The sequence below is a fragment of the Methyloglobulus sp. genome (assembly GCF_046714055.1).
Classification (GTDB): domain Bacteria; phylum Pseudomonadota; class Gammaproteobacteria; order Methylococcales; family Methylomonadaceae; genus Methyloglobulus.
On record NZ_JBKKBJ010000163.1, the window covers coordinates 1 to 3,972 of the forward strand.

At 51.3% G+C, this 3,972-nt stretch carries 6 protein-coding genes; all 6 read right to left on the reverse strand.

Going from position 1 to position 3,972, the window contains the following annotated elements:
- A partial coding sequence (locus ACLQ6D_RS09610) for a hypothetical protein (protein WP_411727065.1) occupies window positions 1–239 on the reverse strand: 239 nt, incomplete at its 3' end.
- Window positions 240–269: 30 nt separating this feature from the next.
- Window positions 270–1,157, reverse strand: coding sequence for an IS5 family transposase (locus ACLQ6D_RS09615; RefSeq protein ID WP_411727066.1), 888 nt, complete (start codon window positions 1,155–1,157; stop codon window positions 270–272).
- Window positions 1,158–1,233: 76 nt separating this feature from the next.
- A complete protein-coding gene (locus tag ACLQ6D_RS09620; RefSeq protein ID WP_411727067.1) occupies window positions 1,234–1,422 on the reverse strand; it encodes a type II toxin-antitoxin system HicA family toxin in 189 nt (62 codons plus the stop codon).
- Window positions 1,423–1,427: 5 nt separating this feature from the next.
- Entirely contained in the window at window positions 1,428–2,660 is a 1,233-nt protein-coding gene (locus ACLQ6D_RS09625; RefSeq protein ID WP_411727068.1) for an aminotransferase class I/II-fold pyridoxal phosphate-dependent enzyme, read from the reverse strand.
- Entirely contained in the window at window positions 2,647–3,627 is a 981-nt protein-coding gene (locus ACLQ6D_RS09630; protein WP_411727069.1) for an NAD-dependent epimerase/dehydratase family protein, read from the reverse strand. Before ACLQ6D_RS09630 ends, ACLQ6D_RS09625 begins: the two co-directional genes overlap by 14 nt.
- Window positions 3,628–3,796: 169 nt before the next feature.
- The gene (locus ACLQ6D_RS09635; protein WP_411727070.1) at window positions 3,797–3,970 is read right to left on the reverse strand and encodes a lipocalin family protein; all 174 of its coding nucleotides are present in this window, start codon (window positions 3,968–3,970) and stop codon (window positions 3,797–3,799) included.
- Window positions 3,971–3,972: the final 2 nt, after the last annotated feature.

Below are 3,972 nucleotides of genomic sequence, written 5' to 3' on the forward strand. Positions count from 1 at the left end.
GAGACCTTTGCACGGATAACAAAAACCCCGGCTGAATGGTGTGTGCCAATTTTTTCGAATGGGTATAGCCCCCTAATAGGCAATACTCGGCTGAAATACGCATTTAGTACGCCATTTTTCATAAAACCTTGGCCATTTTCCGCCGTTTTGCGTTCATTGGACGGAGCTATCCTGCAAACGCCATCATCTCGGCCTGGACAGCCACGCCCCGCTTGATGTTGTAGGCCATCGGCCAGCATGAACCGGGTTTGGTTGCGCTTAAGGCCCAGCTAACGCGCCTTGCCGATGCCGTAGTGTTGCTTGAGGATGCCAAACACCCGTTCCACGGTGCAGCGGACACTTGGCCACTGGCGGTTTTGGTGTTTTTGCTGCTCGTTCAGCGGCTGGTTGCGCTTGGCCTTGTGCAGGATGCGGTTGGCGGTGCCGCGCTGTGCCAGGAGCCGGTCGTGTTCCGTGCTGGCGTAGGCCTTGTCGGCGTACAGTTGTTGCTCGGTGCGGGTCAGCAGTTTTTTCAGGGACTGCGAGTCATGTTCGTTGCCTGGGGTATAGTCGACGACCTTGACGAAGCCGTCCTCATCCACGTTGATATGCGCCTTATACCCGTAGGTGCCGGTCTTCTTGCCGTTGGCCGCGACCTTGACATTGTAGCCGGCCTCGCTGTCCTGGGTGTTCTCGCCGTCCTTGCCCTTGCGCGGGCGGCTCTGCTTGGCCTCGATGACGGTGGCATCGACGATGACGGCCTCGCCGGCCTTGATGTACAGGCCTTTGGCGGACAGTTGCCGGCTGACTTCGGCCAGCAAGGTGTCCAGCAAGCCCTGTTTGGTCAGCGTGTTGCGGAACCGCCAGACCGTGCTGTGGTCGGGCACGCCTTCGCTTAGCCCCAAGTTAATGAAGCGCCGGAACATCAAGTCCCGCGCCAGTTGCTTTTCCAGCCCAGGGTCACTCAAGCCATACCAGCTTTGCAGCAGCAAGGCCTTGAACATCAGCAACGGCGGCCACGCCGCCTCGCCCTGTTTCTTGGCATGGATGCCCGACATCTGCTGTTCTATTTTCCGCCAATCAATCAACTGGTGGATGCCGTCAAGTTCTTCCAACGCTTCGTGGTGCTTGACTAGGGCATCGCTTAAACTGGTTTGGGCTAGGTTCTTCCAGGACATGGGCTATTGCTCGGACTTTGATAAGGGCTTATTTTACCAGTTTAGGGGCTTGGGTTCACGCAAAGGTCTCATAACATTATTTCAACTCCCAACCGGTTTGCCGGTAAATATTTCTCAAAGCACCTACCGACACGTCCTTATGTGAATGCTGCACGGCCACATGACTTAACTTATCCGAATGCTTGAAAAGCTCTGGGTGGGCAAACAGCTTTATCGTTTGCCCACCATTTGCCCATATAACGGTGGGCAATAACGCTTTACTCACCAGGCTTACCGACAACCTGGCTTAAATTCCGCCATTCTGTCCAATAAATAATTCAAATCCATTTCAGTATGGTCGGCGGATACCTGTAACCTGATTTCCTGCTCGCCTTTGGGAACAACGGGATAATTCAGCCCGGTCACCAGAATATTATGGGCAAATAAATGGGCAACCAGGGCTGATGTTTTTTTCGTATCCCTGATAAAGACCGGCACGATGGGATGTTCACCCGGCAAGGTTTCATAGTCTAAGCGTTCCAGACCGGCCCTGAGAGAAATACTGAAGCCCCGCAGTTTTTCGAGCAAATGAAACCCTTCATGACTATCCAGGATGTTCAATGCAGCCAAAGATGCTGCCGCTTCGGCAGGCGTAATAGGGTTCGAGTAAATATAAAACGGAGACGTTTCGCGCAAGTAGTCTATCACCACCGAACTGGCGACTACATAACCGCCATTAACACCAAGAGACTTGCCCAGCGTTGCAATCAGAATATCCGCCTTCCCGCCAGTCACTTCTTCGGTGCCACGCCCGTTTCGGCCAAAGGCTCCTACACCATGGGAATCGTCAACTATGCTGATAACCCCTTCTTCATAGCCCCCTTCATGATGCTTGCAGCAGGCATCAATCTTGTCGATCCGCGCATGATCACCGCGCATGCTAAAAATGCCGTCCGTCACGACACAAACCCGCTTGAATTGCCCTTGGTTGGCTGCAAGAATTTTATCCAGCACATCGATATTTGCATGGGCATAAACTTCTTTCCTGGCCGGATGGGAAAGGCGAATCGCATTAATGATGCAGCTATGGTTGAGTTCATCGCTGACAACCAGGGTATCTTCCGATATAAACTGGGGCAGAACGCCCATCATCGTCGCATAGGCGGCACTAAATATCATGGCCGAGTCGCGTCCGTGAAATTCGGACAGCCTTGTTTCCAGATCTTTATGCGGCTGATAGGTTCCGCTGATGAATCGGACTGCTCCGGGCCCAGTGCCAAGCTTGTCGGCGGCTTCGGCTTCGGCCTTTATGACTTGAGGGTGCAACGCCAACCCCAAGTAAGAGTTTGAATTCATCCGCAAGAATGCCCTGCCTCCGTATCCTTCAAGTAAATAGCGTGGGCCAAAGCCGTTTTCCGCAGCTTTTATACCGGTGATAATTTTCTCATTACTTTTGCCTAAGCCTTGTTCTTGAATGCTGATTAATTTGGAGTTGAACAACTGTTCTACTTTATCTAGCGACATGATCGTCCCCTTTTATCCTTTGCTCACTGACCGTTATTTGTTCCAGCATATCCTTGACCATAGCAGTCAAATCATACTGGGCCTGCCAGCCCCACTCTGCGCGGGCAGCGTTATCATCCATGTGCCGGGGCCAGGAATCGGCAATCGCTTGGCGGACTGGATCGACGCTGTAACTGACCGTAAAGTCGGGTAGTTGTTTTTGTATTTCCGCCGCCAACTGCTCAGGCGTAAAACTCATGGCGGTGATATTGAATGCGTTACGATGCTTTAAGCATGCACTATCTGCTTCCATAAGCTTGATAGCGGCAGCAATCGCATCGGACATATACATCATATCCAGTTGAGTATCGGCCCGAAGAAAGCAATCATAATGTTGGTTTTTTATGGCCGCATAAAAAATATCGACCGCGTAATCCGTCGTGCCACCACCCGGCAGAGCTTTGTTGGAAATCAGCCCGGGATAACGCAAGCCGCGCGTATCAACACCATATCGATGATAATAGTAGTCGCAAAGAAGCTCGCCCGACACCTTGGTAATGCCGTATAGCGTTTTAGGCCGCTGAAGGGTATCCTGCGGCGTATCGAAGCCGGGCGTTTCAGGACCGAAAGCGCCTATGGAACTTGGAAAAAACACGGCGCAACGGTGCGTCCTGGCAATTTCGAGCACATTGATCAGGCCGTTCATGTTGATGTCCCAGGCCTCGAGCGGTTTTGCTTCGGCAACAACGGAAAGCAACGAGGCCAGATGAAAAATCGAATCGCATTGATAGTCTTCAACGATTTGATTAAGCGCCGAGGCATCGCGAACATCCAGATGGCAATAGGGACCTACCTGCGTCAATTCGTTGGTCTGCTGCCTGTCATGCCCGGTCGCGACTACATTTTCAGCGCCATATTTATCACGCAACGTCTGCGTCAGCTCCACGCCAATTTGACCGGTAGCGCCGGTCACTAAAATCTTCTTCATCTAAACGCTCACCGCTCTGTATTTTTTGTTGTTATGCCCTGCATAAACCCTAGATCCAGAACAAAGATGGAAATGCATACCTGCCTGATAATTATCTATCCAAAAGATAAACCGATAGCCATCACTGAAAAACAGGTTAATGGCCCAGCGCTCACTAATACCCTGTCAACTAAACATAACCCTGCCCTGAAATTGTTTTACAATTTTTTGTTCCATTAAGGCTAACCGCACCTTCCCAATACCGGTAACTGACATTGAGTTCCTGATCGTTTATTAATGGTACAATTTCGACTTCAAGATTCTGGCTGGGCATGGATAACCGCCACTGTGAAGGATGACTAATCT

Excerpts from the sequence above, each read along its gene's own strand:
- ACLQ6D_RS09615 (WP_411727066.1), bottom strand. The coding sequence starts at position 1,157 with ATGTCCTGGAAGAACCTAGCCCAAACCAGTTTAAGCGATGCCCTAGTC.
- ACLQ6D_RS09625 (WP_411727068.1), bottom strand. The coding sequence starts at position 2,660 with ATGTCGCTAGATAAAGTAGAACAGTTGTTCAACTCCAAATTAATCAGC.
- ACLQ6D_RS09630 (WP_411727069.1), bottom strand. The coding sequence starts at position 3,627 with ATGAAGAAGATTTTAGTGACCGGCGCTACCGGTCAAATTGGCGTGGAG.